The 21,495-nt window shown below is 70.0% G+C and carries 19 protein-coding genes; 2 read left to right on the forward strand and 17 right to left on the reverse strand.

The window, feature by feature from the left end:
* Positions 1–22: 22 nt before the first annotated feature.
* Genes MME74_RS12430 through rsmA form a run of 3 tightly spaced genes read right to left on the reverse strand, consistent with a single transcriptional unit; the run spans position 23 to position 2,927 of the window.
* On the reverse strand, positions 23–955 hold the full coding sequence (locus MME74_RS12430) for a 4-(cytidine 5'-diphospho)-2-C-methyl-D-erythritol kinase (RefSeq protein WP_267415340.1): 933 nt from the start codon (positions 953–955) through the stop codon (positions 23–25).
* Between the two features lie 7 nt (positions 956–962).
* On the reverse strand, positions 963–2,030 hold the full coding sequence (gene mgrA / locus MME74_RS12435; protein WP_267415341.1) for an L-glyceraldehyde 3-phosphate reductase: 1,068 nt from the start codon (positions 2,028–2,030) through the stop codon (positions 963–965).
* Positions 2,031–2,039: 9 nt separating this feature from the next.
* A complete protein-coding gene (gene rsmA, locus MME74_RS12440) occupies positions 2,040–2,927 on the reverse strand; it encodes a 16S rRNA (adenine(1518)-N(6)/adenine(1519)-N(6))-dimethyltransferase RsmA (protein WP_267415342.1) in 888 nt (295 codons plus the stop codon).
* Positions 2,928–2,981: 54 nt separating this feature from the next.
* Between rsmA and MME74_RS12445 the strand changes: the two genes are divergently transcribed.
* The gene (locus MME74_RS12445; protein WP_267415343.1) at positions 2,982–4,268 is read left to right on the forward strand and encodes an MFS transporter; all 1,287 of its coding nucleotides are present in this window, start codon (positions 2,982–2,984) and stop codon (positions 4,266–4,268) included.
* On the opposite strand, the gene MME74_RS12450 is transcribed toward MME74_RS12445, so the two are convergent.
* The 8 genes from MME74_RS12450 to MME74_RS12485 form a co-directional block, all read right to left on the reverse strand.
* Positions 4,247–5,125 carry a TatD family hydrolase gene (locus MME74_RS12450; RefSeq protein WP_267415344.1) on the reverse strand — a complete coding sequence of 293 codons (879 nt, stop codon included), beginning with the start codon at positions 5,123–5,125 and terminating at the stop codon, positions 4,247–4,249. The genes MME74_RS12445 and MME74_RS12450 overlap by 22 nt on opposite strands.
* A 91-nt stretch (positions 5,126–5,216) precedes the next feature.
* Positions 5,217–6,809: a methionine--tRNA ligase gene (gene metG / locus MME74_RS12455; protein WP_267415345.1), complete on the reverse strand. Its 1,593-nt coding sequence runs from the start codon at positions 6,807–6,809 to the stop codon at positions 5,217–5,219.
* 31 nt (positions 6,810–6,840) lie between these two features.
* Entirely contained in the window at positions 6,841–7,428 is a 588-nt protein-coding gene (locus MME74_RS12460; protein WP_267415346.1) for a HutD family protein, read from the reverse strand.
* A gap of 5 nt (positions 7,429–7,433) precedes the next feature.
* On the reverse strand, positions 7,434–7,775 hold the full coding sequence (locus MME74_RS12465; RefSeq protein ID WP_267415348.1) for a P-II family nitrogen regulator: 342 nt from the start codon (positions 7,773–7,775) through the stop codon (positions 7,434–7,436).
* 28 nt (positions 7,776–7,803) lie between these two features.
* Positions 7,804–9,075 carry an ammonium transporter gene (locus MME74_RS12470; protein ID WP_267415350.1) on the reverse strand — a complete coding sequence of 424 codons (1,272 nt, stop codon included), beginning with the start codon at positions 9,073–9,075 and terminating at the stop codon, positions 7,804–7,806.
* 51 nt (positions 9,076–9,126) lie between these two features.
* Positions 9,127–10,359 (reverse strand): allantoate amidohydrolase, encoded by a 1,233-nt coding sequence (locus MME74_RS12475; RefSeq protein ID WP_267415351.1) that lies wholly within the window; start codon positions 10,357–10,359, stop codon positions 9,127–9,129.
* A 1-nt stretch (position 10,360) separates the two neighbouring features.
* Positions 10,361–11,554 carry an FAD-dependent oxidoreductase gene (locus MME74_RS12480; protein WP_267415352.1) on the reverse strand — a complete coding sequence of 398 codons (1,194 nt, stop codon included), beginning with the start codon at positions 11,552–11,554 and terminating at the stop codon, positions 10,361–10,363.
* 3 nt (positions 11,555–11,557) lie between these two features.
* A complete protein-coding gene (locus MME74_RS12485; RefSeq protein WP_267415355.1) occupies positions 11,558–12,712 on the reverse strand; it encodes a tyramine oxidase subunit B in 1,155 nt (384 codons plus the stop codon).
* A gap of 148 nt (positions 12,713–12,860) precedes the next feature.
* Here MME74_RS12485 and MME74_RS12490 point away from each other — a divergent pair, with 148 nt between their 5' ends.
* Entirely contained in the window at positions 12,861–13,784 is a 924-nt protein-coding gene (locus tag MME74_RS12490; RefSeq protein ID WP_267415356.1) for a LysR family transcriptional regulator, read from the forward strand.
* Between the two features lie 12 nt (positions 13,785–13,796).
* On the opposite strand, the gene MME74_RS12495 is transcribed toward MME74_RS12490, so the two are convergent.
* From MME74_RS12495 to MME74_RS12520, 6 genes are all read right to left on the reverse strand, one after another.
* The gene (locus MME74_RS12495; RefSeq protein ID WP_267415357.1) at positions 13,797–14,966 is read right to left on the reverse strand and encodes a glycoside hydrolase family 1 protein; all 1,170 of its coding nucleotides are present in this window, start codon (positions 14,964–14,966) and stop codon (positions 13,797–13,799) included.
* A gap of 37 nt (positions 14,967–15,003) precedes the next feature.
* A complete protein-coding gene (locus MME74_RS12500; protein ID WP_416383347.1) occupies positions 15,004–16,704 on the reverse strand; it encodes an ABC transporter ATP-binding protein in 1,701 nt (566 codons plus the stop codon).
* A gap of 5 nt (positions 16,705–16,709) precedes the next feature.
* The gene (locus tag MME74_RS12505; RefSeq protein ID WP_267415359.1) at positions 16,710–17,624 is read right to left on the reverse strand and encodes an ABC transporter permease; all 915 of its coding nucleotides are present in this window, start codon (positions 17,622–17,624) and stop codon (positions 16,710–16,712) included.
* Complete coding sequence (locus tag MME74_RS12510) at positions 17,621–18,601, reverse strand: ABC transporter permease (protein WP_267415360.1); 981 nt, start codon at positions 18,599–18,601, stop codon at positions 17,621–17,623. The genes MME74_RS12505 and MME74_RS12510 overlap by 4 nt, the downstream gene beginning before the upstream one ends.
* Complete coding sequence (locus tag MME74_RS12515) at positions 18,598–20,217, reverse strand: ABC transporter substrate-binding protein (RefSeq protein ID WP_267415361.1); 1,620 nt, start codon at positions 20,215–20,217, stop codon at positions 18,598–18,600. The genes MME74_RS12510 and MME74_RS12515 overlap by 4 nt, the downstream gene beginning before the upstream one ends.
* A 179-nt stretch (positions 20,218–20,396) precedes the next feature.
* Complete coding sequence (locus tag MME74_RS12520; RefSeq protein WP_267415362.1) at positions 20,397–21,494, reverse strand: LacI family DNA-binding transcriptional regulator; 1,098 nt, start codon at positions 21,492–21,494, stop codon at positions 20,397–20,399.
* Position 21,495: the final 1 nt, after the last annotated feature.

The raw sequence follows: 21,495 nt of genomic DNA on the forward strand, positions 1-21,495 counted from the left end.
TCCCGCCGAAACGGCGTCCGCGTCAGCCGATGATGCGGGCGCCGGGGACGGGACCGTGCACGTGCAGCGGGTCGAGTCCGGTCTCCCGCAGCGAGGACTGCACGTCCTGCGCCGTCTCGGGGTCGGGACACAGCAGCGCCACCGTGGGGCCGGAACCGGAGACGATGCCCTGGAGCGCGCCGGCAGCGACGCCCTGGGCGATCGTCTGGGCGAGGTCGGGCCGCTCGTACAGGGCCGCGGCCTGCAGGTCGTTGAACAGCGTCTCCGCGAGCTGCACCGGGTCGCCCGACCGGAGCGCCTGCAGCACCGGGATCGGCACGTCGAGCGACAGCGGCGGGTCGTCGGCGAGGGCGCCCTCCTCCTCGCGCAGCAGGTCGAGGCGCTCGTAGACCACGGGCGTCGACAGGCCCTGATCGCTGGGCACGAGGATCCAGTCGAAGCGCCCCCGCGCGAGCGCCGGGTTGAGCTGATCCCCGCGGCCGGTGCCGACCGCCGTGCCGCCGTGCAGCGCGAACGGCACATCGGCGCCGAGGCGCGCGGCGAGGTCGTGCAGGCGCGCCGGCGAGAGGCCCGTCCCCCACAGCGCGTCGCAGGCGACCAGGGCGGCCGCGGCATCCGCCGACCCTCCGCCCATGCCGCCCGCCACGGGGACGCTCTTGCGGATCTCGAGCGCGACGCCGCCCCGGTGGTCGGCGGCCACCGCGAGCAGCTTGGCCGCGCGCATCGCGAGGTTGCGATCATCGAGCGGGACCGAGCCGATGTCCTCCACCCCGGAGACGGTCACGGAGAAGTCGTCGGCCGGGCGCGCGATCACGTCCTCGTAGAGGGACACCGCCTGGAAGACCGTGGCCAGCGCGTGATAGCCGTCGTCGTGCCGCCCGCCGACCCCGAGGAAGACGTTGATCTTCCCCGGGGCGCGCACGTGCACGGAGTCGGTGAACGCGGCATGGCTCATGATCGGGTCACAGCTCCGAGGACTTCGCCCACAGGTTCACGTCGATGGCACCCGCGAGCTCGTCGATGCGGGCGAGCTCCTCGGAGGTGAAGTCGGGACCGTTCACGGCGGCGATGTTCTCGTCCAGCTGCTCCGGGCGCGAGGCCCCGATCAGCGCGGATGCGACCACGGGGTTGCGCAGCGTCCACTGCAGCGCCAGCTGCGCCAGCGACTGACCGCGGCCCTGCGCGACCTCGTTCAGCGAACGCAGGGTCTGCACGGCCTCATCCGTGAGGCGGCCGTCCGGCAGCGAGCCGCGCTTCTGCGCGCGCTCGGCCGTGCCGTCGCCGAGGTACTTGTCGGTCAGCAGGCCCTGTGCCAGCGGGGTGAAGGCGATGGCACCCAGGCCGGACTGCTCGAGGGTGTCGGTCAGGCCGTCCTCGACCCAGCGGTTCAGGATCGAGTAGGCCGGCTGGTGGATGACGAGCGGCGTGCAGAGATCCTTCGCGACGGCCACGGCCTCCGCGGTGCGCTCGGCGCTGTAGGAGGAGATGCCGACGTAGAGGGCCTTGCCCTGACGCACGAGCGTGTCGAGCGCGCCGACCGTCTCGGCGATCGGGGTGACCGGGTCGACCCGGTGCGAGTAGAAGATGTCGACGTAGTCGAGGCCCATCCGCGTCAGCGACTGCTCGGCGCTGGCGAGGATGTACTTGCGGCTCGCGAAGTCGCCGTAGGGGCCGGGCCACATGTCCCAGCCGGCCTTCGACGAGATGATCAGCTCGTCGCGGTACGGACGGAGGTCCTCGGCGAAGATGCGCCCGAAGTTCTTCTCGGCCGAGCCGTAGGGCGGGCCGTAGTTGTTCGCCAGGTCGAAGTGGGTGATGCCGCGGTCGAACGCGTGGCGCAGCAGTGCGCGCTGGTTGTCGAGCGGGATGTTGTCGCCGAAGTTCCACCACAGCCCGAGCGAGATCGGGGGCAGGTAGAGGCCGGACGTGCCGACCTGGCGGTAGGCGAACTGCTGATAGCGGCTCTCGTCCGCCGCATACGGACGGTGCAGCTCGGGGACATCGGGGCGGAAGCGGGGGGACTCGGTCACGGTGCCAGGTTACTGGGTGGGAGCGACGTCGTCGGTGAGTGCGTCGGCTGCGGCCACGGCCGCGTGCTGGGCGATGCGCTGGTAGTCGTCGACCGTGAGGTCCTCACCCCGGGCCGTCGGGGCGACGCCGGCGGCGATCAGCACCGCGGAGGCCGCGGCGGAGCTGCCGAAGATGCCGGACAGCGCCTGACGGAGCATCTTGCGGCGCTGGTTGAACGCCGCGTCGACGATCTGGAAGGTGCGACGCCGCTCCTCCTCCGTGCCGCGCTCCCCCTCGGAGCGGTCGAAGCCGACGAGCAGGCTGTCGACGTTCGGGACCGGCCAGAACACCTGGCGGGACACGGTGCCGGAGAGCTTCCACTCCCCGTACCAGGCGGCCTTGACGCTGGGCGAGCCGTAGATCTTCGAGCCGGGCTTCGCGGCCAGCCGCTCGGCGACCTCGGCCTGGACCATCACGACGCCGCGCTGCAGGTACGCGAAGTTCTCCAGGAAGTGCAGCAGCACCGGCACCGAGACGTTGTAGGGCAGGTTCGCCACCAGCACGGTGGGCTCACCCGGGAGCTCGGTGATGCGCAGCGCATCCGCGTCGACGACCGTGAGCCGGTCGGCCTCGACGCCGTGCTCCGCGGCGGTCTGCGCCAGGCGGGCGGCGAGTCGGTGATCGATCTCGACGGCGGTGACGGACGCCCCGGTCTCGAGGATCGCGAGGGTCAGGGAACCGAGCCCGGGACCGACCTCGACCACGCGCTCGCTCGGCTGCACGCGGGCGGCCTGCACGATCTTGCGGACGGTGTTCGCGTCCGTGACGAAGTTCTGGCCGAGCTTCTTCGTGGGGGTGACGTCGAGCTCGGCGGCGAGGCGGCGGATCTCGGTGGCGCCGAGCAGGGTGACGGTCATCCCCCCATTCTCCCCCACTCCTCCGATGTCCCCCGCCGTCAGTAGTCTTCTCTGGTGCCCTCCCTCGGTGAACTCGTCGCGCCCCGCCGTCTGGGCCGTGACTTCCGCTGGCTGCTCGCGTCGTCGTGGACGAGCAACGTGGGTGACGGCGTCGCACTCGCGGCCGCTCCCCTGCTGATCGCCTCGATGACCTCGTCGCCGATCCTGGTGGCCGCCGGCGCGATCCTGCAGTTCCTCCCCTGGCTGCTCTTCGGACTGCATGCGGGCGCGATCGCCGATCGGTTCGACCGTCGGAGACTCGTCATGTTCGCGAACGCGGCGCGGGCCGTCGTCCTCATCGCGCTCTGCGTGTTCCTCGTGACGGGCGTCGCCAACATCTGGATCGTGCTCGCGGTCGCCTTCCTCTACGGCACGGCGGAGGTGTTCGTCGACACGGCGGGCAGCACGCTGCTGCCGATGCTCGTGAAGCCGGCCGACCTCGGCCTCGGCAACGCCCGCCTGCAGGCCGGCTACCTGGTGGCGAACCAGTTCGCCGGTCCGCCCCTGGGCGCGTTCCTGTTCGCGGCCGGCACCGCCTGGCCGTTCCTGCTCGAGGTCGTGTGCGTGAGCTTCGCCGTGGTGCTGATCTCGCGCATGGCGAAGACGCCCGTCCCGCCTCGGGAGACCGATGCGCACGCGCCCGTGCACACCGACATCGCCGAGGGCCTCCGCTGGCTGTGGCGCAACCCGCCGGTGCGGATGCTCGTGCTCATCATCCTGGTGTTCAACGTGACCTGGGCGGCGCCGTGGGGTGTGCTCGTCCTGTATGCGACCGAGCACCTGCACATGGGCGCTGTCGGGTACGGGGCTCTCACCACGGCGTCGGCGGCGGGCGGCATCCTCGCCACGTTCAGCTTCGGCTGGCTGGAGCGGCACGTGTCGTTCGCGACGCTGATGCGCATCGTCCTGTCGCTCGAAGTGCTCATGCACCTGTCGTTCGCGCTCACCACCACGGGCTGGGTCGCCCTGGTGATCATGTTCTTCTTCGGCGCGTACGCGTTCGTGTGGGGCACGATCTCCACGACCGTGCGGCAGCGACTCGTCCCCGCCGAGCTGCAGGGCCGCGTCGCGTCCGTGAACATGGTCGGGGTCTTCGGCGGCATGGTGATCGGGCAGGCGCTCGGCGGCGTGATCGCCCAGGTGTGGGGGCTCACCGCGCCGTGGTGGTTCGCCTTCGTAGGCGCGGCGCTCACCCTGCTGCTGGTGTGGAAGCCGATCTCGCAGATCGTGTCGGCCAAGCCGGTCGCCGAGACCGGGCCGGAAGACGTGCAACCCGAGAGTCAGTCGGCGAACGAACCGTAGACCCGCAGGGTGTTCTCGGCCAGCTGCGCGCACAGCTCGTCGACGTCGATGCCGAGCTCGGCCGCCATGAAGCGCACCGTGATGGGCACGAGATAGGGCGCGTTCGGGCGCCCGCGCAGCGGCACCGGGGTGAGGAACGGCGCATCCGTCTCGACGAGGATGCGGTCGAGCGGGATGACGTTGAGCGCATCGCGCAGGTTCTGGGCGTTCTTGAACGTGACGTTCCCGGCGAAGGACAGGTGGTAGCCGGCATCCGCGCAGACGCGCGCCATCGCGTCGTCGCCCGAGAAGCAGTGGAACACCGTGCGCTCCGGGGCGCCGACGCGGGTCAGCGTCTCCAGCACCGCGTCGTGCGCGTCACGGTCGTGGATCTGCATCGCGATGCCGTGCTTCTTGGCGAGCGCGATGTGCGCCTCGAACGACGCGAACTGCGGACCCCGGCGGTCGGGCTCGGTGCGGAAGAAGTCGAGCCCGGTCTCGCCGATCGCCCGGGTGCGCGGATGCGCGGCGAGCTCGTCGATCACCGCGAGAGCCTCATCGAGGAGCCCCTCCTCCGCGTACGTCGGGGCGTCGTTCGGGTGGATGGCGACGGCGGCCAGCACGCGAGGATCGGATGCCGCGGCCTCGACCGCCCACCGCGACGACTCGATGTCGCCCGAGGCCTGGACGACGCCGGCGATGCCGACGGCCTCGGCCCGGTCGAGCTGCTCGGTCAGCGACAGCGGGTCATCCCCGTCGACGATCTCCAGGTGCGCGTGGTTGTCGTACACGGGAACGGCGAGCGGTTCGGGGGCCGCCGGATACTTCAGATCCTTGCGTCCGTCGCCCGAACGCTCACGCACGTAGGTCTCGGCCACGTTTCGTCTCCTCGCTTCGCTCGTCGCTCAACGACCGGTGAGCTGTGTCCGTCCCGGTCGTTGAGCGAGCGAAGCGAGACGAAACGCCGTGTCAGGCCGTGGACTCCACCCGCGGGAACAGCGGCGCGAGGCCGTTGACGCTGGTGCCGGGGCGCAGCACGCCCCAGGCGCCGGCCTCGCGGATCGGCTGGTCCTGCAGACGGCCCAGCGTCTCCGCGGCGCCGAGGGCGATCCAGAGCTTCTCCGTCGACTGCGGCATCACGGGCGAGAGCAGCACCGCGAGGGCGCGCAGGCCCTCGGCGCAAGTGTACAGCACGGTGCCGAGGCGCGCGCGCTGGTCCTCGTCTCCGCTGTTCGCCTGCTTGGCCAGTGCCCACGGCTCGTTCGCGGTGATGTAGCCGTTGAGCGCGTCGACGATGGTCCAGATCGACGAGATCGCCTCGTCGATGCGGAACTGCGCGACGGCGGCATCCGCGTTCGCCGCGGCATCCGCCACGATCTTCTGGATCGCGAGGTCCTTCTCGGTGTACTCGGCCGCGGGCGGCACGACGCCCTCGAAGTACTTCTCGATCATCGCCGTGGTGCGCGAGGCGAGGTTGCCGAAGCCGTTCGCGAGCTCGGCCTGGTAGCGGGCCGAGAGGTCTTCCCACGAGAACGAGCCGTCCTGCCCGAACGCGATCGCGGAGAGGAAGTAGAAGCGGTATGCGTCGGAGCCGAAGACGTCGGTGATCTCGGTCGGCGCGATGCCGGTGAGCTTCGACTTCGACATCTTCTCGCCGCCGACCAGCAGCCAGCCGTGCGCGAAGACGCCCTTGGGCACGTCGAGACCGGCCGCCATCAGCAGCGCGGGCCAGATCACGGCGTGGAAGCGCAGGATGTCCTTGCCGACCACGTGGTAGGCGGGCCAGCGGCGCGCGAACGTCTCCTCGTCGGAGCCGTAGCCGACGGCGGTGGCGTAGTTCAGCAGGGCGTCGACCCACACGTAGATGACGTGCGACTCATCCCACGGCAGCGGGATGCCCCAGTCGAAGGTCGAGCGCGAGATCGACAGGTCCTTGAGGCCCTGGCTCACGAACGACACCACCTCGTTGCGCGCCGAGTCGGGGCGCACGAAGTCGGGCTCGGTCTTGTAGAGCTCGAGCAGGCGGTCCTGGAACTCGCTGAGCTTGAAGAAGTAGTTCTTCTCCTGCAGCAGCTCCAGCGGCTTCGAGTGGATCGCGCAGACCTTCAGCCCCTCGAAGGGACCGGTGCCGTCGACGATCTCCGACTCGGGCTTGAACTCCTCACAGCCCACGCAGTAGAGCGCCTCGTACTCGCCCGCGTAAATGTAGCCGCGGTCGTACAGGCGCTGGAAGAACGTCTGCACGTTCGTCTCGTGGCGCTCCTGCGTGGTGCGGATGAAGTCGTCGTTGGCGACGTCGAGCGTCGTCAGCAGCGGGAACCAGCTCTCGCTGACGAGCTTGTCGACCCACTCCTGCGGCGTGACGTTGTTGGCCGCAGCGGCGCGCAGCATCTTCTGGCCGTGCTCGTCGGTGCCGGTGAGCATCCAGGTGTCATCCCCCGCCTGGCGGTGCCACCGTGCGAGCGTGTCGACGGCCACCGTCGTGTACCCGTGACCGATGTGAGGCACGTCGGACGGGTAGTAGATGGGCGTGGTGATGTAGAAGGATTCGCCTGCGGGCATGGAGCAATTCTAGGTGGGATGGCGTGGGTGGTTACGCGCGGTCCCCGGCCGCCCTTCCGCTGCGGGCGGAAGCCCCGGACGGCCGAAGTCGCACGCGCAGGAGAGCGATGACGCCGCCCGCCCCGACGACCACGCGCGAGGTCGCCTCCGCCGTGACCACGGTCCCGCGCGGCAGAGGATCCGCTCCGGCGGACACCCTCCCGCCCAGCACCACGAGGGCGTCGACATCCGCGTCGATCGATCCGGTCGCGCGGCGGATCTCGCATCGCATCCGTCCGCTCGATCGCCGCGACATGAGGTTCACCACCGACACCCGGCGCCCCTCCGTCTCGGCGACCACGCGGTCCTCGCCGCGAAAGGCGACGCCGGAGTGCGGCGGCACGCGCATCTCCACCCCCGCGACCTCCAGCGTCACCCCGGCGGGGTCGAGCGGGATCAGCACGCGGTCGGCGCCCGGGAAGGACGAGAACGGCATCCGCCCCTCGATCTCGGCGAGGCTGATCCGCCAGGCCGGACGCGCGGCGAGCACCCGCGTGACCCCCAGGCCATTGGCCCATGGCTCCGGATCGACGTCGCCGGGGCGGACGATCTGGAGGTCGGCGCGGGTGCGGTACCGCATGTGCGTCAGCGGATCGCGGTCGGGCCGGTCTCGCCGGTGCGGACGCGGATGACCTGGAGCACCTCGGTGACCCAGATCTTGCCGTCGCCGATCGCCCCGGTGCGGGCCGCCTCCTGGATGGCGTCGAGCGCGGCGTCGAGCACCTCGTCGGTGACGACCGTCTCGATGTAGATCTTCGGCAGGAAGTCGACCTTGATCCGCTGGGACCGGTACACCTCGACCTTGCCGGTCTGAGTGCCGTGGCCCTTGGCGTCGAGGATCGTCATCCCGGCGACGCCGATCTCGGCGAGGGCGGTCTTCACGGGTTCCAGGGCACTGGGCTGCACGACGGCGCTGATGAGCTTCATGATCTTGTCCTTTCTCGGGGAACGGCGCTCAGGAGCGCACATCGTCCAGGTCGTACGCGGTCTCGGCGTGGAGGGTGGTGTCGAGACCGGCGATCTCGGCGGTGTCGGGGACGCGCAGGCCGATCGTGATCTTCATGAGCCAGGCGATGAGCGCGGTCACGACGAAGGTGTACACGAAGACCGACGCGGTCGCGAGCGCCTGCGTGCCGAGGAGCTCCCCGCCGCCGCCGAAGAAGATCCCCGCCGCACCGGCCGGCGAGGCCGGGTCGGCCAGGAAGCCGATCGCGAGGGTGCCGAAGATGCCGGGGAACATGTGGATCGCCACGGCGTCGAGCGCGTCGTCGTAGCCCAGCTTCTCCTTGAGGCCGAGAGCGGCGAAGGCCACGATGCCGGCGAGGAAGCCGATGATGATCGCGCCGATCGGCGAGACCGAGTTCGCCGCCGGGGTGATGCCGACGAGTCCGCCGAGGACGCCCGAGATGGCACCGAGCGAGGTGGCCGCCTTGCGGATCGTGCGCTCGACGACGAGCCAGCCGAGCAGGCCGGCGCACGCGGCGATGAGCGTGTTGGTGACGGCCACCCCCGCGCTGTCGTTGATCCCGCCGGAGGATCCGCCGTTGAAGCCGTACCATCCCACCAGCAGGAGGCCGCCACCGACGATCGCGATCGGAAGGTTGCCCGGGCGGCCCACGTGCGGGAAGTCCCGCCGCCGGCCGAGGAAGAAGGCGAGCACGAGGGCCGCGACGCCGGCGTTCATGTGCACGGCCGTCCCGCCCGCGAAGTCGATCGCGTGCAGGTTGTTCGCGATCCACCCGCCGATGGTCGAGCCGTCCGCGGAGTCGAAGGCGAAGACCCAGTGCGCGACGGGGAAGTACACCAGCGTCGCCCAGAGGCCGCTGAAGATCAGCCAGCTCGAGAACTTCATCCGCCCCTCGACCGCCCCGCCGATGATGCCGACGGTGAGTCCGGCGAAGATCAGCTGGAACACGGCGATGAGGATCGCGGGCACGGTGCCCTCCGGCGTCTCGGCGCCGAGCAGCGACTGGATCCCGAACAACCCCGCCGGGTCTCCGATGATGCCGGCGCCACCGACCGAGTTCCCGAGGGTGAGTCCGTAGCCGAACAGGACCCAGAGCATCGCCGTGACGGCGAATCCTCCGAACACGATCATCATCGTGTTGAGGATGTTCTTCGTGCGCGACAAACCGCCGTAGTACAGCGCGAGTCCGGGCAGCATGAGGGTGACGGCGACGGTGGCCGTCAGCATCCATCCCGTGTTCACCTGGGAGGTGATGTCCATGTCGATCTCCTTTCGGGTAGGGGGTCTTGCGGATCGTGCAGGTCTGGCGGATCAGCGGGTGAGCAGGTGCTCCAGGACGTCGGCGAGCGCCTCGACCCCGGCGGCGACGTCCTCCGGCTCCGCGCTCTCCGCCGGGGTGTGGGAGGCGCCGCTCGGATTCCGGACGAACAGCATCCCGGTGGGCACGGCGCCGGCCAGGACGCCCGCGTCGTGCCCGGCCCCGGTGTCGAGCACCGGGGCGTCCGGGAGCACCGCCTGCATCACGGCGCGCAGCCCGGGGTCGAACGCCACGGTCGGCGAGAACGACTGCTCGGTCACCGTGACCACGCAGCCCTCGGCGGCCGCGGCCCTCTCGGTCCCGGCCGTGACCTCGCTGACGATGCGCCGCACCGCCTCCTCGGACCGATGCCGCACATCCATCCAGAGGTCGACGGCCGAGGCGATGACGTTGGTACCGCCCGGCGTCACCTTCACCCGCCCGACGGTGCCGCGCGCGTCGTCGACGACGAGCGTGTGCACGCGCAGGCTGCGGATGGTCTCGGCCGCGACCACCACGGGGTCCTGCCGGTCGGCCATCCTCGTCGCACCGGCATGGTCGCCGCGTCCCTCGATCCGCACGTGCCAGCGCCCGTGGGCGATGATCGCCCCGGCGAGCGCGACGGGACGGTCCAGGTCGATGAGCCCGCGCCCCTGCTCCACGTGCAGCTCGACGAAGGCCGCGATGCCCGCGAGTCGCTCCGGATCGGCACCGAGGGTCGAGGGGTCGAAACCGGCATCGGCCGACGCCTCCGCGAAGGACCGTCCGGCGTCGTCCCGGAGGGCGCGCACGCGGTCGGGCTCCACGGCGCCCGTCAGAAGGCGTGAGCCCAGGCAGGCGATGCCGAACCGGGAGCCCTCCTCCTCGGGGAAGACCGCGACGGCCAGCGGACGGATCGGCGCGATCCCGCGGTCGCGCAGGAGGTCGACGGCCACGAGCGCGCTCGCGACGCCGAGCGGCCCGTCGAAGTTCCCTCCGCCGGGCACGGAGTCGAGGTGCGACCCCGTCACGATGGCGTCGTGGCGCGGCGCGCTGTCGTCGGTCGCGACGTCCCACCACGCCCAGAGGATGCCGTTGCCGTCGGTCTCGACCCGCAGCCCCCGCGCGGCCGCGTTCCTCGCGAACCAGGCCCGGAGCTCGAGCTCGGCCGGCGAGAAGACCGGACGCGAGTAGCCGCCGCGCTCGGGGTCTGCGCCGATCGTCGCGATCTCGGCGAGGAGGGTGTTGGCATCAGCGGATGTCGGCATCTCAGACCCCCGCGAATCTCTGGCCGGCGGCGCGGAAGCGCTCCACCGCCCGCTCGGAACCGGACACGAGGTCGAGCACCAGCTCGCCGAGCAGCGGGGCGAACTTCGCGCCCTGCCCCGAGCACGGCGACAGGATGGTGATGCCCTCGGCCCGATCGATGATCATGTCCTCGCGCGGCACGTTCGTGAAGAGGCACGTGGTCTCCGCGTAGGGGGTCGGGAGCAGGCCCGGGGTGAAGTGCTCGACGAACCCGACGACGCGCTTCCGGTTCTGCGGATCGATCCGTCCGTCCTGCGCCCGCGCGGAGGGGATCACCCGTCCGCCGTTGTACTCGGCGACCTTCTGTCCGCGGAACTGCGCGTCCCGACCGCCGGGCAGGCTGTACGCCTGGATGTGCTCGCCCTTGTAGATGACGGTCGGCCACGTGGTGGCCGCGTCGTCCGGAGTCTCCCCGCAGTCCGCAGTGTCGCGGTAGAGGAAGTGGAACGCGTTCTCCTGACGCACCTCGAACTGCGGGAGGGCATCGACGAAGGCCGACGGCAGGTCGAGTCCGCCCAGCAGCGCGGGCAGCCATCCCCCGGCGGCGACGATCACCTGCTCCGCGTGCACGGTGTCGCCGTTCGTCGAGGTGAGGAGGTAGCCCGAGGACGCCCGGCGGACGGACTCGACATCCCACCCGAGGTGCACACGGGCTCCGGCGACCTGCGCGAGGTCGATCATCGCCTCGACGGAGGACTCGGCGTCGATCACACCGGCTCCCGGGTGCCAGAGCACCTCGCCGTCGAAGTTGATCTGCGGCCACCGCGCCTTCGCGTCGCCCGCGGTGAGCAGCTCGTGCTCCACGGCTTCGCTCGCGAGCGCCGCGGCCAGCCCCCGCGGGTCGCGGACCACGCCGCAGTCGAGGGAGCCGCTCGGGGTGATGAGCCGCTGTCCGCTCGCGGCCTCGAGCTCGTCCCATCCGCCCTTCGCCCGCACGACGAGGCCGACGGAGAACGGGTCGGGGTAGGCGTACCGGAAGATGCGGGCCGACCCGTGCGAGCTGCCGAGGGCGGAAGCCGGCTCATCGCGCTCGAGCACGATCACCTCCTCGCCCGACTGCGCCAGCCGCCAGGCCGCGGCCGCACCGCTCAGCCCGGCACCGATGACCGCGAATCTCGCCGAGTCGTGCACCGGGAGTCCTTCGCTCGTGCCCATGGCTCAGGCCAGGTCCGGGGCGTTCCAGAGGTTCAGCGTCGTGCCGATCCCTTTCTCGACCGCGTTCTCGTAGACGGTCTTCGCCCACGCGACATCCTCCACGCCCATGCCGCCGACGCTGAACAGCACCGGCTGCTCGTCGAACTCCCGCCCGGGCACGGTGCCTTCGAACACGTCGCCGATGTTCACCACGCGGGACTCGTCGAGTTCGCCGGCGTCGATCAGGTCCTGCCAGTACAGGCCGATCATCCCGAAAGCGGTCTCGTGCGAGGGGGCGGGGTACTCCTCCGCCCACGCCTCGTAGATCTTCTTGGCGTCGGCGATGAGCCGCGCCTTCCCCGACAGCGTGTACTCCCTGTCCATGCGCAGGTTCGCTGGCAGGCTCAGGAACGCGCCGGGCTTGATCCAGTCGCCGTCGATGTACGGGTAGTTCTCCGAGCCGACCAGTCCGGTCACGGCCTCCGAGACGATGTCGGAGTCGCGGACGGCCGCCTCGACCGTGTCGGCGATCTCGATCGTCGTGAACTGGGGGTAGTGCTCACGGACGTAGTCCGCGAAGGCGTCGGAGGTCGATCGACGACGCCCGTTGATGCGGATCGTGTGGAGGGTCGGGCGTGCCGCCGTCATCGCGTGCAGGGCGCTCTTGTTCATCGCGCCGGGGCCGATGATGCCGAGCGAGGTCGCGTTCACCGGGGCGAGCTTCTTCGCCGCGGCGCCGGGGACGGCCGCGGTGCGATAGGCGCTCTCGAGGTTGCCCGACATGATCGCGAAGGGCGCCCCGGTCTCCTTGTCGTTCAGCACGATGAGGTGGATGGAGCGCGGCAGTCCCTGCTCGCGGTTGTCGATGTTGGAGCCGTACCACTTGACCCCTGCGGTGTCGAAGCGTCCGCCGAGGTACGCGGCCATCGCCATGAAGCGGCGGTCGGCGGCATCCAGCGGCATGGTCGGGAACGGGGATGACGACGGGAAGCTGATCTGCGCACCGTGCGAGTTCGCCGAGTTGCCGGCCATCCGGTAGTCGCCCTTGGCGACCAGGATCAGCACCTCCTCCATGACCTCCATGCAGCGCTCCATGTCCTTCACGCCGGCGGCGATGACGTCGGGCTCGCTGAGGTAGAGCATGTCGATCCGGGTGCGGGTCGCGGTGTCTGCAGTCATAGTCGGGTCCTCCGTGTCGGGTGCTTCGACATCAGATAACCGGCGCAGGCAACCCCAGGTCAAATACGATTTCCGCGACTGATTGATAGCGTTTCGCTCGCAATGCGCCCGTAACGGCGCGGTAATACGAAGCCCGTATCGTGCCCGCATGGAACTCCGTCAACTGCGCTACTTCCTCGCCGTGGCGGACGAGCTCCACTTCGGTCGCGCCGCGCAGAAGCTGCACATGTCGCAGCCGCCGCTGAGCGTGCAGGTGGGCCGTCTGGAGCGCGAGGCCGGGGTGGCGCTGTTCGAGCGGACCACACGCCGAGTCACGCTCACGCCCGCCGGAAGGCACCTGCAGGAGAGGGCTCGGCGGATCATCGACGAGGTCGACGACGTCCGCGCCGAGATGCGCGCCTACGTCGACGGGCTCGCGGGACAGCTGACGGCCGGATTCGTCAGCTCCGCGAACTACACGGTGCTGCCCGAGGTCGCGCAGCTCTTCCGCGCGCGACGCCCGAACGTCGCCCTCTCCCTCGTGCCGCTCACCTCGGGCGAGCAGTTCGCCCGGCTGCGGGAGGGCTCGCTCGACGTCGGGATCGTGCGCGACGAGGACCCCCGCGGCGACTCATCGTCTCCGCGTCTCTCCACGCAGGTGGTGTTCGAGGAGCGTCTGGTCGCGTGCCTCCCTATCGGCCATCCCCTCGCCGGTCGCACCGAGGTGACCCCCGAGGAGATCATCGAGGTGCCGATGATCGCCTATCCGCGCTCGCTCATGCCGGGATACGTCGATCGGGTGACCGCGACGCTGGGGGCGGCGGGGACCATGCGCGTGGTCGAGGAGGTCGTGCACCAGGAGACCGCGCTGGGGTTCGTCGCTGCGGGTCTCGGCACGAGCATCCTGCCGGAGTCGGTCAGGATGCTCGTGCCGCCCTCGATCGCGATCGTCCCGCTGGCCGGATCGCCGACCACGCGGCTCCTCGCCGCCCATCAGGTCCGCGACGACGTGAGCGCGGTCGTCGCGGCCTTCATCGCCTGCCTGCACGACGCCGCCGACGCCCTGTCGACGCGACGGGACGTCAGCGCCTGAAGCCGTGGAGCGTCACAGCGCGTTGCGACGGGCGACCTCGCCGAGCCACGCGAGCGAGGGCTTCGGCGAGCGCGCGAACGTCTCGTGGTCGAAGCCGATGAGGCCGAACGTGGGCGCGAATCCGCTGGCCCACTCGTAGTTGTCCAGCGCGCTCCAGTGCTGGTAGGCGCGGACGTCGATGCCGTCGGCGATCGCGCGGTGCAGTCCCTCCAGCGCCCCCTGCGTGTAGGCGATGCGACGGGTGTCGTCGGCGGTCGCGATGCCGTTCTCGGTCACGAGCACCGGCACGCCGCCGCTCCGCTCCCACGCACTGCGCACGCCCATCTCGAGCGCCTCCGGGAAGAACTCCCAGCCGGTCAGCGTCGTCTCCACGTCGGACGACACCGGACGGGGGCCCTCCGGCCCGATGAACGTGCGGGTGTAGGCCTGCACGCCGACGAAGTCGTCGCCCGCGGACTGGTCGAGGTACCAGTGGTCGCGCGGGTCGCCGTACTCCGCGAGCATCTCGTCGGCGCCCGGCTCTCCGGTGGAGTGGAACGCCTGCGTGGCGATGGTCCATCCGGCCTTGACCCCCGGCACCGAGTGCAGGATCTCGGTGGCACGGTGGTGTGCCTCGAGCAGCGTGTCGGCGACGGCGAGGTCGGGGTTCGGGAGACCGTAGGCGACGAGGTTCGCCGCGTCCTCTCCCCCGGCCAGCATCGCGGCGATGTTCGGCTCGTTGATCGTGCACACGTAGTCGATGCCGTCGAGGATCGGCAGCACGGTCTCGACGTAGCGGGAGAACAGATCGACCGCGTCATCGGCGCGCCAGAAGCCGTCCTTCTGGAACCACTGCGGCACCGTGAAGTGCATGAGCGTGACCGTGGGGTCGAGCCCGTTCTCGCGCGCCGTGTCGATCATGCGGCGGTAGTGGTCGAGCATCGCCCGCGAGACGAAGCCGCGCTCGGGCTCGATCCGCGCCCATTCCACCGAGAACCGGTAGGAGTTCAGCCCGGCCGCGGCGAGCAGCCGCATGTCCTCCGGGTAGCGGTGGAAGTGGTCGGCGGCGTCACCGGAGGGCTCCACCATGGGCGAGCCGGGCGCATGTTCCATCGCCCACCAGTTGCTCGTGGTGTTGTTGCCCTCCACCTGGTGGGCCGCTGTCGCGGCGCCCCACAGGAAGCCGTCGGGGAATGCGAGCACGAGTGCTCTCCTCTCTCTTGGGTTGAAGTCGTGACGGTCAGTGAAGACGTGCGGGGTTGGGCACGGCGTCCAGCAGCTGGATCGTGTACGGATCCTCCGGATGCTGCAGCACCTCCGAGGTCTCGCCGCGCTCGACGACCCGGCCGCGGTTGAGCACCAGGATGTTCTGCGTCACCAGTCGCGCGCTCAGCAGGTCGTGCGTGATGTAGAGCATGCTGATGCCCCAGCGCTCGCGGAGGTCCTCCAGCAGCGCCAGCACTCCGGCCCGGAGCGAGACGTCGAGCATCGACACCGGCTCGTCGGCGATCAGCACCTGCGGGTCGCTCGCGAGCGCCCGGGCGATGACCACGCGCTGCCGCTGCCCACCCGAGAGCTGATGCGGCAGCTTGGCCGCGAACTGCTCGACGGGTGTGAGACCGACCGTCTCCAGCAGCTCGAGGACCCGGGCCCTGGCCTCCGGTCCGCGCAGCTTCGTGTAGTTCATGACCGGACGCGTGAGGGCGTACTCGACCGTGTGCAGCGGGTTCAGCGCCGCGTACGGATCCTGGAACACCATCTGCACGTCCTTGCGCAGGTCGCGCAGACCCCGCCGCTTGAGCGTGGCCACGTCGACGTCGCCGAAGCGCACTGTGCCCGAGGTGGGCTTCTCGACCCCGGTGAGCATCTTGGCGATGGTCGACTTGCCCGATCCCGAGGCGCCGACCAGGGCGAGCGACTCCCCCGGCTCGAGCCGGAACGAGACATCGTCGACCGCGGTCACGGCGTCCTGTCCCCGGCGCGGGGCCGGGTAGTGCTTCGAGACGCCGTCCACCACGATCGCCGCGTCCGCACGGCGCGCGTCACGCGGCGAGACCGTCGGCACCGTCTCGGTGACATCGGTGCGGGACCGTCCTTCGCGGCGCCGCGTCCCGAGGTCGACGAAGCCCGGGATCGAGAGGGTCTCCGCGCGCGGGTCGGCGTAGTGGCTGAGCAGCATCCGTGTGTACTCGTCCTGCGGACGCTGGAGGATGTCGATGCTCGGAGCATCCTCGACGATGTGCCCCTCGTGCATGACCATCACCCGGTCCGTGGCCTCGAGCACGATGCCGAGGTCGTGGCTGATGAGGATCGCGGTGAAGTGCTCCGCCCGCTGCAGCTCCTTGATCGTGTCCATGACCGCGTGCTGCACGAGCACGTCGAGCGCCGTGGTGGGCTCGTCGAACACCATCAGCTGCGGCTCCAGCGACAGCGCGAGGGCGATCGAGGCGCGCTGGCGCATACCGCCGGAGAGCTCGCCCGGATAGCGCGCCAGCACCGTCTCGTCGAGCCCGACCTTGCCGATCAGCTCACGAGCCCGGGCATCGCGCTCCTCGCGCGGCACGTGACCGTGCGCGGCGAAGATGTCGCGGAAGTGGTTGCCCACGGTCCGCACCGGGTTGAGCGCGTTCATGCCCGACTGCAGCACCATCGCGAAGCCGCCCTGGCGCTGACGCCGCAGCTCCTCGGCGTCCAGCTCGCGGATGTCGCGTCCACCGAAGAGGATGCGTCCGCCGCTGATGCGCGCCGGCGGCTTCTGCAGCCGGGTCAGTGCGAAGCCGAGCGTGGACTTGCCCGACCCGGACTCGCCGACCAGGCCGACGAACTCCCCGCGACGCAGCGAGAACGAGACGTCCTCGACCGCCGTGACGGGTGTCGTGCCGGGCGAGGCGTACTGGACGGACAGCCCCTGCACGTCGAGCAGGATCTCGGTGGAGTCCATGGCGGTCATCGGCCCTTCCCCTCTCGCAGGCGCGGATTGGAGATGCCGTCCACGCCGAAGTTGATCAGTGTCAGGCTCAGCGCCAGCAGTGCGATGCACAGACCGGGGGCGAACAGCAGCAGCCACTGCCCGGTGAGCAGGGAGTTGGAGTTCTGCGCCCAGTAAAGCATCGTGCCCCAGCTGACGATGCTGGAGTCGCCGAGGCCCAGGAACTCCAGCCCGGCCTCCGCGAGGATCGCCGCCGTCGCCGCCCCGAAGAGCGTGCCGGCGATGATCGACGTCATGTTCGGCAGTATCTCGCGGAACACGATGCGCGTCCTGCTGTCCCCCGAGAACTGCGCCGAGGTGACGAAGTCGTTCCCGCGCAGCGACTGGGTCTGGCTGCGGAGCACGCGAGCACCCCACGCCCAACCGGTCACCACGATCACGGCGATGATCATGAGGATGCCGCCGTTCTGCAGGTACGCGGCGATCACGATCATCAGCGGGAGCCCCGGGATCACCAGGAACAGGTTGACGATGAAGCCGACGACCTCGCCGGCGAAACCGCGCATGTAGCCCCAGCTGAGCCCGATGAGCACGGCCACGATGGTGGACAGGATGCCGGCCGCGAAGCCGACCAGGAGGCTGATCTGCGCGCCGTAGATGAGCTGGCTGAGCACGTCCTCCCCCGCGGCGGTCGTGCCGAGCCAGTGCGCCCAGGACGCGTCGGCGTTGCGCTCGAAGGTGTTGTCCTTCGCGCCGTACGGGGCGAGGACGGGGGCGAACACCGCCACCAGCACGAAGAAGGCGAGGATGCACAGCCCGAGTCGCGCCTTGCCGTTGCTCCAGAGCGTGGCGACCATGCGCCCGAAGGCGCGCCAGGGGCTCGGCGCGGCGATGCGCTCGGCGGGGATCTTGACGTTCATGGTGGAGGTCATCGGCGAGTCCTCGGGTCGAGAACCCCGTAGAGGATGTCTACGAGGAAGTTGGCGATGAGCACGCTCACGGTGATCATCAGGAAGAGCGCCTGCATGAGCGGATAGTCCTGTCCGATCACGGCGTTGAAGAGCAGATACCCGATGCCGGGATATCCGAAGACCTGCTCCACGAGGATCGATCCGCCGACCACGCCTCCGAGCGTGAGCCCGAAGCCGGTGAGGTTCGGCAGGATCGCGTTGCGTGCGGCGTAGCGGAGGGCGATCGTGCGGCCGTGCAGGCCGTTCGCCTCGCCGAACGTGATGTAGTCCTCGCCGAGCGTGTTGATCATGGCGTTGCGCATCCCGATGATCCAGCCGCCCAGCGAGGTGAGCAGGATCGTCAGGGCGGGGAGGAACGCGTGGCTGAGCAGATCCCCGAGGAAGTCCCAGGTGAAGCCGGGAGTCGTCGTCGCGGAGTAGGCGCCCGTCGTCGGGAACCAGTGCAGCACGTAGCCGAAGAAGAACAGCAGCAGCAGCGCGGTCCAGAAGTACGGGAACGTGCTGAGGAACGACCCGGTCAGCGTCGGCAGCGAGTCCAGCCAGGTGCCGCGGCGCCAGGCGGCCGCGACGCCGATGAGGGTGCCGATCACGAACGCGAGGACCGTGACGATCCCGACGAGCCCGATCGTGTACGGCAGCGCCGTGGAGACCATGCTCGACACCGACTGCGGGTAGAACGTGTACGAGACGCCGAAGTCGAGCCGGACGACCTGGCCGAGGTAGGCGATGTACTGATCCCACAGCGACCCGGTCGGGACACCGAGCTGCGCCTCGATGGCGGCGCGCGTGGCGTCGGACACCGGTCCGTTCTGGGACAGCTTGGCGATCGCGGCATCCGCCGGGGAGCCCGGCATCATGCGCGGGAGGAAGAAGTTCAGGGTGACCGCGGCCCACAGCGTGAGCACGAACAGGCCGAACTTCTGGAGCGCGTACTTCATCGGTCGTCCCCCTTGACGCGCTTGAGGTGCGTGAAGATCCCCAGCGGCGCGGAGTCGTAGTTCTGCGGGATCATGTACGGGTCTTCCTCACTCGGCCAGCCGGTGAACTTGGCGTCGCTGAACAGGCCCCAGATGCCGCCGTAGTAGAGGCCGATCACGGGCAGCTCGTCGTAGACGATGCCCTGCAGCTCCTTCACGATCTCGGCCTGGCGGGCGGGGTCGACGGTCTCGCGGTACTCGGCGAGCAGCGCGTCGACCTCGTCGGACCTGTAGCGCTCGAAGTTGTTCGCGGTCGCTTCTCCCGACGGCACGTAGAACTCGCTGGAGAGCAGGTTGTTGTAGGCCTGGTAGACGTCGCCGTTGCCCATGCCGCCGATCGCCATCTCGAAGTCGCCGTTGCTGATCGCGCTCTGATACCCCGCCGGCTGCGGGAGCTTGAGAGTGACCTTCACACCGACGTCGGCGAGCTGGCTGCGCACGGTCTGCGCCGCCCTGGTCCAGTCGGTGAAGCCGTTGGCCGTGGTGAGGGCGAACTCGAGCTGCTCGCCGTCGGCGTTCACAAGCCGGTCGCCGTCGAGGGTGTAACCGGCCTTCTCGAAGGCCGCGAGCGCCGCATCCCTGTCCTGCGTGATCATGCCCTGGTCGGGGATGCTGGGGTCGAGGTACTGCTCCTGGTTGGGGAGGATGAGCCCGGTCTGACCGGCCGGCTTCATGTATCCCTCGGAGGCGGTCTCGGCGATCTCCTCGCGGTCGAGGGAGAGCGCGATGCCACGACGCACGTTCACGTCGTCGAACGGCGCGACCTCGAGGTTCGGCATCAGCGCGATCACGCCGCCCGGCGGGAACCACCACGAGTTGTGGTCGCTCGCCGCACCCCAGGTGCCCTCGACGTCGGAGATGAAGGCGTAGGCCCAGTCGTACCCGCGGCTGACGGTGTCGAGCTGCGAGTTCGTGGCGGGGAGGACGATGTGCTCGATCTCGATGGAGTCGGCCTGCCAGTAGTCGGGGTTCTTGTCCATCGAGTACTGCTGGTCGTTGTAGTTGCCGAGCACGAAGGGCCCGGTGCCGACCGGCTTCTCGTTGCGGTAGGTGTCGGGGTTCTTCACGTCGGCCCAGAGGTGCTCGGGCACGATCATGGTCTGCCCGAGGATCGACAGCGACGGGGCGTCTTCGGTCTTCAGGTGCAGGACCACGTCCTGCCCGTCGGTCTCGACGCTGTCGAGGTGCTGCCAGGCGCCCTTGATGTCGAGGGAGGGGTTGTCCTTCAGGAGCTGGAACGTGAAGGCCACGTCGTCGGGCGTGAGGTCCTCGCCGTCGCTCCACTTCACGTCATCGCGGATCGTCATCACGATCGTGCGCGCGTCGGGCTGGGACCACTCGGAGGCGAGCCAGGGGTTCTGCGCACCGTCGAGCGGGTTGATCAGGATCAGCGGCTCGTAGATCCACCGCGACGCCGTGCGCGTGTTGGTGAGATACGGGTTGAAGTTCCTGGTGAAGAACGGGTTGCCGTGATCGGCGTTGATCAGCATCGTGTCGTCGCCGATCGATGGATCGGGCTGGGATGTGATCTGGATGCTGCAGCCGCTCAGTGCGACCGCGGCTGCCGCGAGTCCCACGATCGCCGCCCTGCGCCAGCGCCGGATCAAGCGCCCTCTCGGTGTTCTGCCACCTGACATCTGCCACCTCATGTCGTCTCTGTCATGACCGACGGCCTGCGCCGCCTCAGCGAGTGTAAGCGCATACATTTTGCGATCGCAACCCCTTGACACCGACGCCGGGTCATGCGTCGCGCCGATCAGGAAGGGCGCAGAGAGCTTTCCCGCAGCAGGATCCGCACGGGCAGCCGGGCCATGATCGGCTCGGCCTCGGGGTGCTCCAGGCGGCGCGCGAGGACCTGCACCGCCGCCCGCCCCAGCTCGATCATCGGCTGCCTGATCGTGGTCAGCGGCGGCTGCGAGAGGACCGCCGCCTCGATGCCGTCGAACCCCGTGACCAGCACGTCCTCCGGCACGCGCACGCCCGCGGTGCGGAACGCGTCCAGCGCCCCGAGAGCCATCTGGTCGTTCGCGGCGATCAGCGCCGCCGGCGGCCCGGAGCGCAGCAGCTCCTCCGCCGCGCGACGCCCCGAGGCGCGGGTGAAGTCGCCGCGGACGACACGGACCTCCTCCACCGGGCGCCCGGCGCCCGCCACGGCATCGGCGAAGCCCTCCCACCGCTGGGCTCCGTCGGGCGAGTCCGTCGGCCCCGCCAGGAACGCGAGCGGCGCGTCCTCCACCTGGGCGAGCACGTGGCGGGTCAGCTCCGCCATCGCCTCGGCGTTGCTCACCGTCACGTGGTCGTAGTGGTCACCGCGCGGCGGGCCGGACAGCACCACGACGGGGATGCGCCGAGCCAGCCGGGCGAGCACCTCGTCCGGCACGCTGCTCGCGAGGACCATGAGGCCGTCGACGCGGCCGGCCATGTCGCGCACCGTCGCACGGTCCGGATCGTCGCGCCCGACGCCGACCATGAGCACGAAGCCCTGCTTCCACGCCTCCAGCTCCGCCCCCCGGAGCACCTCGTCGAGGAACAGCATCGCCGCGTGATCCTCGTCGTCCGCGCCGCTCTGCACGACCGTGAACGGCGGGGACTCCTCGCCGGAGAGCGCATCGAGGGCCGGTGCCTCGTCGGCCGCGTCGAACCCGGGGAAGTACAGCCCGAGCACCCCGGTGCGACGCTCGGCGAGTCCGCGGGCGCTGCCGCTCGGGACATACCCCAGGGCGGCCACGGCATCGAGCACGCGCTCCCGGGTGACCGGACGCACGGCATCCGGCGAGCGCAGCACACGGGAGACCGTGGCGATCGAGACGCCGGCCCGGTCGGCCACGTCGTACACGGTCGCCGCTTTGCTCACG

The organism is Microbacterium oxydans (genome assembly GCF_026559675.1).
GTDB classification, from domain to species: domain Bacteria; phylum Actinomycetota; class Actinomycetes; order Actinomycetales; family Microbacteriaceae; genus Microbacterium; species Microbacterium oxydans_D.

Coding starts and splice junctions, on each gene's coding strand:
- MME74_RS12500 (WP_416383347.1), bottom strand. CDS start 16,704: ATGGACTCCACCGAGATCCTGCTCGACGTGCAGGGGCTGTCCGTCCAG.
- MME74_RS12480 (WP_267415352.1), bottom strand. CDS start 11,554: ATGGGCACGAGCGAAGGACTCCCGGTGCACGACTCGGCGAGATTCGCG.
- MME74_RS12460 (WP_267415346.1), bottom strand. CDS start 7,428: ATGCGGTACCGCACCCGCGCCGACCTCCAGATCGTCCGCCCCGGCGAC.
- metG (WP_267415345.1), bottom strand. CDS start 6,809: ATGCCCGCAGGCGAATCCTTCTACATCACCACGCCCATCTACTACCCG.
- MME74_RS12470 (WP_267415350.1), bottom strand. CDS start 9,075: ATGGACATCACCTCCCAGGTGAACACGGGATGGATGCTGACGGCCACC.
- MME74_RS12475 (WP_267415351.1), bottom strand. CDS start 10,359: ATGCCGACATCCGCTGATGCCAACACCCTCCTCGCCGAGATCGCGACG.
- MME74_RS12490 (WP_267415356.1), top strand. CDS start 12,861: ATGGAACTCCGTCAACTGCGCTACTTCCTCGCCGTGGCGGACGAGCTC.
- MME74_RS12505 (WP_267415359.1), bottom strand. CDS start 17,624: ATGACCTCCACCATGAACGTCAAGATCCCCGCCGAGCGCATCGCCGCG.
- MME74_RS12485 (WP_267415355.1), bottom strand. CDS start 12,712: ATGACTGCAGACACCGCGACCCGCACCCGGATCGACATGCTCTACCTC.
- rsmA (WP_267415342.1), bottom strand. CDS start 2,927: ATGACCGTCACCCTGCTCGGCGCCACCGAGATCCGCCGCCTCGCCGCC.
- MME74_RS12510 (WP_267415360.1), bottom strand. CDS start 18,601: ATGAAGTACGCGCTCCAGAAGTTCGGCCTGTTCGTGCTCACGCTGTGG.
- MME74_RS12465 (WP_267415348.1), bottom strand. CDS start 7,775: ATGAAGCTCATCAGCGCCGTCGTGCAGCCCAGTGCCCTGGAACCCGTG.
- MME74_RS12430 (WP_267415340.1), bottom strand. CDS start 955: ATGAGCCATGCCGCGTTCACCGACTCCGTGCACGTGCGCGCCCCGGGG.